This window comes from Draconibacterium sp. (genome assembly GCF_041583095.1).
Lineage (GTDB): Bacteria > Bacteroidota > Bacteroidia > Bacteroidales > Prolixibacteraceae > Draconibacterium.
In genome coordinates this window covers 1-5,123 of record NZ_JBFHGM010000332.1, presented here as the reverse complement: position 1 = coordinate 5,123, position 5,123 = coordinate 1, and the positions used below count along the sequence as shown (strand labels likewise).

Sequence of the window (5,123 nt, the reverse complement as noted above, 5' to 3'; positions counted from 1 at the left end):
CCTGCTATACGGGCATCCATATCGTAATTAAAATCATCGCCACCTCCGTATAAACTAAGCGAAAACCGGCTTCCGGCATCCCCTTTAAATGTATACTTCAGGTTGGAGTCGCGAAAAACAAAATCGGGTTTTACGTCAGAAATACGACTGGCTGAAGGACCTTTTCCCAGAACATTTCCTGATGCGGCACCGGAACCCGGTGTTGAATTTTCTTCTCTTGTAACAACACTTATTCGTGTTGGGCCGTACAGCTGATGGTAGGTTTGACGGTAAGCCGCCAGCAACGACGACTTTTTTGAAAGCGGTAGCTGAACCATTGAGTTTACAGTAGTTGAATTGATACTGAATGTAAGAGTTGGTTTTAATAAGGTTCCGTCTTTGCCCTGAATATCAACAATTCCTCCAACACGATCGCCGTAACGGGCTTCGTAACCGCCTTTCATTACTTCGATATTTTTTACGACCAAAGGATTGACAACGGCAATGTTATCGTTAAAATTTTTCAACCCAAAAACAGTAAATCCATCAAATTGGATTTTACTTTGACTCTCGTAGGCACCCCAAATAAGCAGATCGTTCGATTGTTCGCCTGACGCCATTACTCCGGGCATTAAACGTAAGAGGTTAAACACCGAATTATCGCCATAACCGGGAAGAATAGGTGCTATTTGATGGTTAATTTTCATTCGTCCGGCATTGTAGCCGATAAGTGTTGATTTTTCGATAGGATTGCTGTAGATCTGCACCTCTTGAATGCGTTCGATTTGCGGATAAAGCAAAAAATTACGCGAAAGACTTTGGGTAACAACCGTATCGTAAACAAAATAGCCCAGATGCGATATCTGTAGATTGTATGATGTATCGGCCGAAGCGATAAAATTAAAATGTCCCTGCAAATCGGATTGTACCGGCCGGCGGTTAATAAGAATGTATGAATACGGCAAAGGTTCAAAAGTGTTGGCTTCCAGCACTCGTCCGGAAATTTGTGTGAGCTCCGGCTTGCGTTCCCGTTTTGGTATGATCAGTATTACATCGCCCGAGCGTTCGATATCCAGCGGAAAATCTTTAATAAGAAAACGCAGCGCCTCTTCATTGCTATTGAAAGTTTTGTGGTTGGCACTAACTAAAAAACCGGAAAGTAAATCACTATCGTAAGCAAACTGAAAGCCATACTTTTCTTTTAAATCGATTAAAACCTGATTTAACGGGGTTTTGCGTGTGTTGATTTCTATTTTTTCGTGGTTTTGCGCTGCCAACCGCATAACGGCCAACAGCATTACCAAAACCACAACGGTTAACCTGTTCATTAACTTTCGGCTGTCACGATGTAAACATTATTCGCTTGTTTTTCAAACTTCAGATTCATTGGTTTGCAAACAAAGTCCAACACATCTTCAACGCTGTACTGTTTTGAAAAATTACTTCCAAAATTACGATTATTTAATTGCGGATCAAGTTTTATGGTTACGGCATACTGACGCTCAATTTCATCGATTACCTCTTTTAACGGGCGCCCGGTGAAATAAAAATAATTTTGTTTCCAGCTTATTGCCTTTTCGGGCTCAAACATTCTGGTAACAATCAGTTTCCCTTCTTCCAGTTCAACGTGGTTTTGAGGCAGTAGGATCACTTTCTCGTTGCCGGGCGATGTTACCTGAACTTTTCCCGTGAGACAGGTTACGCGGTAATTTTCTGCGCGGGCATAAATATTAAACGAAGTTCCGAGCACTTGCGTTGTTCCGTTTTTGGACTCAACGGTAAAAGTTGATCCCTTTTCAACAGTAAAAAAACCTTCCCCTTCAAATTTCAGTTTACGATCCCATTTCCATTTTATCGGATTATAAACCAGTTTTGATGCCGCATTCAAATTAACCTTTGAACCATCGGGTAATACAGCTGTTAGATGTTCACCCGGCAAACATTCTATGGTTTTCTGCCAGGACGAAACGACTGCCCCTATTCCAAAAATTAAAAGGACTACTGCCGCCGCTGACCACTGAATCCATTTATTCCGGATAGCGACCACTTTTGCCGGTTTTTTAGCCATTTTGCCTTGCAGCTCATTCCAAACATCAGCCTCCGATTTCTCCCAGCTAATCTTTCCCTTTCCGAAAAGATCTTTTTCGAAATCATTTAACGGGTTGCTATGTTTATTTTTATCATTCATTTGTTTTTAAACTAGTTCGTAAAAAGTGCAGGGCGAGCTTCATTCTTTTTTCTACGGCTTTTACACTTACACCAATCATTTCGGCAATTTCGTTGTAGGTTAGCTGATCAACCCTGCTCATCAGGAAAACGGTTCGTTGTTTTTCAGGCATTCTTTGCAGTGCGTTATTGTAAGTTTCCTTCAATTGCCCGAAAACCAGATCTTCCTCCGGTGTGCGCGATTTTCCATCCGGTTCATAATGTTTAAAAAACTCAAAAGAACGTTTTTCTTTTCGGTAGTACGACACAAACAGGTTGTTGGCTATTTTAAAAAGCAGGCCTTTTACCCTGTGGTCGTCAATTTTATTATTCTTCTCCCAAATCTTCAGAAATGTTTCCTGCGCAATATCAGTAGCCAGTTCGGTATCTCCCGAACGATAGAACATGTAGTTACGAACCTGGCTAAAATGTTCATCAAAAAGCTTTTTGAATTCTTCTTTTGTCAAAACGCAGCAACAATGATTAGACTGTTAAAGTTAAGGCAATTTACGGGATTGAAAAATACCGGGAGATCCTAAAAATACATCCCGGTATTATCTCCCACTACTCACTATCCGTTGCCGTTATGGTTATTATTTTGATTTTGATTGCCGTTTTGATTTCCATTCTGATTTCCGTTTTCGCCGGTGTATTGATGCTGGTTTCTATTCTGATTTTGTTTTGCCAACCCGTTATAATGTTTTTCCGAAAGGTCAATTACTTCGTCTCCGGCATCGGTTGTCAACAATGCGTAATGGTCGCATTCCTCGCCACTTTCGTTATACCCATAATCAAGCACCGAAACCAGGTTACCATCTATTCGCACTTCAACCACTCCTTCAACCATATATCGGCACATTGCCAGTCGTTTTAACGGAGTGGTAATTATTTTGCTGTAGGTTTCTTCGGTTCCATCGGGCCACACAATGGTTCCGGTAACTTCGCCGGTAATAATCACAACATCATCACTTTGAATTTCGGGAGTATCAAGACCTGCCAGCCATTGCCAAACCCGTTCCGCACTTCGTGTAACAGTTGTACCATCGGGATACACAAAGGTCAATTCCGACTCAAACTTACGGAATGTACTGTCCACTTTGTCAACTATCACTTCCGTGGTACCGTTAATCAGCATCGAATCAACCGTAAAATCATTGAAACTTACCAAACGCGAATAATCCTGACTGTTTCGTGGTGCCGAAATTACCAATATAATTTCTCCGCTTAACACTTTACCGTTGTTTAGCACAGTGCTATCGCCATAGTCAAGCGTAATTGTAAGCGGATATGCAGTACTGTCGCTATGCTCAATAGTTACGTCCGGACATTGATTTTCGAAATAGCGTAATTTGTTGTGCCATCCAAAAAATTTGCCCATTTGCCACCAACGTGTAAGAATTCGTTCGGCATTGGCAAAAAATTCCACTTCGTAATTACATTCGGCAACTGCAGCTTCAGCCTGCACTTCGGCCACTGTAATTTCGGCCGATTTTAAGGTCTGTTCGTCACTCATCCCCGGAATATCAATACCTTCATCGGTATTTGTATTACACGAGAACATGAATATTGCTAATGCAATAACTGAAAATCCAATAATTTTTTTCATGACATTATATTTTAATGATTATTTCTACCTGTTATCCGCACAAGACTCCCAGCACCCTACTCTTTTGGGAATTTTTTTTAGAATTATTTTTGACCATTAGCTCAATCTTCTGACAAACAACGTCTTGAGCTAATCATTTTTTCGTTGGCTTTACAAAATTCCTTTGTTGAAAGCGCTCAAAATGTTTACTTTTGGCTGCTCAAATCAGTTTAGAATATGAAAGCAGTTGTAGTTTTAGGTTTTATTCTTTTATTTTTTGGTGTACAAACACAGGCACAAAACAATGAACCGCTTAACAGCGATAAACCCAAAGTGGTAATTGGTATTATTGTTGAAAACATGCGCCCCGATTACATTCAGCGCTATTGGGATAAATTTCAACCCAACGGATTTAAGAAGATTTATACGCAGGGTGCCGTTTGCAAGAATGTGAAACTTACGCTGCACGAGCAAAACTACGCCAGCGGAACAGCAACACTTTTTACCGGGGTTCATCCTTCCATTCACGGAATTGTTTCAACTTCGTGGTACGACCGCCTGAAGAAAAAGGAAATTGACAGCACCGAGGACGACTACTATTTTACGGTTGGTGCCGATACGAAATCCGGTGCGGCCTCGCCACAGAACCTGCTTTCAACAACACTTACTGATAATTTGAAAATATTAAGCGGAGGAAAAGCAAAAATCTTTAGCGCTGCTTTAAACCGCGAATCGGCCATTTTTGCAGCCGGTCATGCTGCCGACGGAGCTTACTGGTTCGACATTGAATCGGGAAGAATGATATCAAGCTCGTTTTATATCAGCACTTTCCCCGATTGGGTGCGTTTGTTCAACAGCGAGAATTACGCCGATATTTACAGTCACCGCACCTGGACGACGCTTCTTCCGGAAACCGAATACACCGAAAGCCTCCGCGACGACTATCTGCTGGAGCGTGGTTATTTCGGTGAGTTTAATACTTTCCCGCATTCTATAAACAAATATATTAGCCGCACCAACGATTTCAGGCCGTTTAAAACAACGCCATCGGCCAATATGATGATCAAGGATTTTACCCTGCGTTTGTTGGAAAACGAGGAAATTGGAACGGACAACATAACTGATTTTGTTACGGCAGTATTTTCGAGCATGGATTACGAAAATGGTTCATTCGGGCCGGCGTCGCTTGAAATGGAAGATACTTACCTGTATCTCGACCAGTACATTGGCGAATTGATTGATGCCGCCGAACAGAAATTCGGAAAAGACAATGTACTGTTTTTCCTAACGGCCAACACATCTGCTTCGTACCCGGTTGAATATTTGAAGGAAGAATTTCACCTGACCGTTGATT

Annotated in this window: 5 protein-coding genes; 1 reads left to right on the top strand and 4 read right to left on the bottom strand. The window is 41.5% G+C overall.

Translation table 11 applies throughout. The annotated features are described in order from the left end of the window. The 4 genes from ABZB17_RS20350 to ABZB17_RS20335 all read right to left on the bottom strand — a co-directional run. Nucleotides 1-1,307 (bottom strand): TonB-dependent receptor plug domain-containing protein (locus ABZB17_RS20350; protein ID WP_372653083.1); only part of this gene is annotated, 1,307 nt, incomplete at its 3' end. Then, entirely contained in the window at nucleotides 1,307-2,167 is an 861-nt protein-coding gene (locus ABZB17_RS20345) for a FecR family protein (protein WP_372653080.1), read from the bottom strand. The genes ABZB17_RS20345 and ABZB17_RS20350, both read right to left, overlap by 1 nt. Beyond that, entirely contained in the window at nucleotides 2,160-2,651 is a 492-nt protein-coding gene (locus tag ABZB17_RS20340; protein WP_372653078.1) for an RNA polymerase sigma factor, read from the bottom strand. The genes ABZB17_RS20345 and ABZB17_RS20340 overlap by 8 nt, the downstream gene beginning before the upstream one ends. Nucleotides 2,652-2,755: 104 nt before the next feature. Continuing rightward, nucleotides 2,756-3,790 (bottom strand): hypothetical protein, encoded by a 1,035-nt coding sequence (locus ABZB17_RS20335; RefSeq protein WP_372653075.1) that lies wholly within the window; start codon nucleotides 3,788-3,790, stop codon nucleotides 2,756-2,758. A 216-nt stretch (nucleotides 3,791-4,006) separates the two neighbouring features. Between ABZB17_RS20335 and ABZB17_RS20330 the strand changes: the two genes are divergently transcribed. Beyond that, nucleotides 4,007-5,123, top strand: a 1,117-nt coding sequence (locus tag ABZB17_RS20330) for an alkaline phosphatase family protein (RefSeq protein WP_372653073.1), incomplete at its 3' end; no start/stop codon positions are given.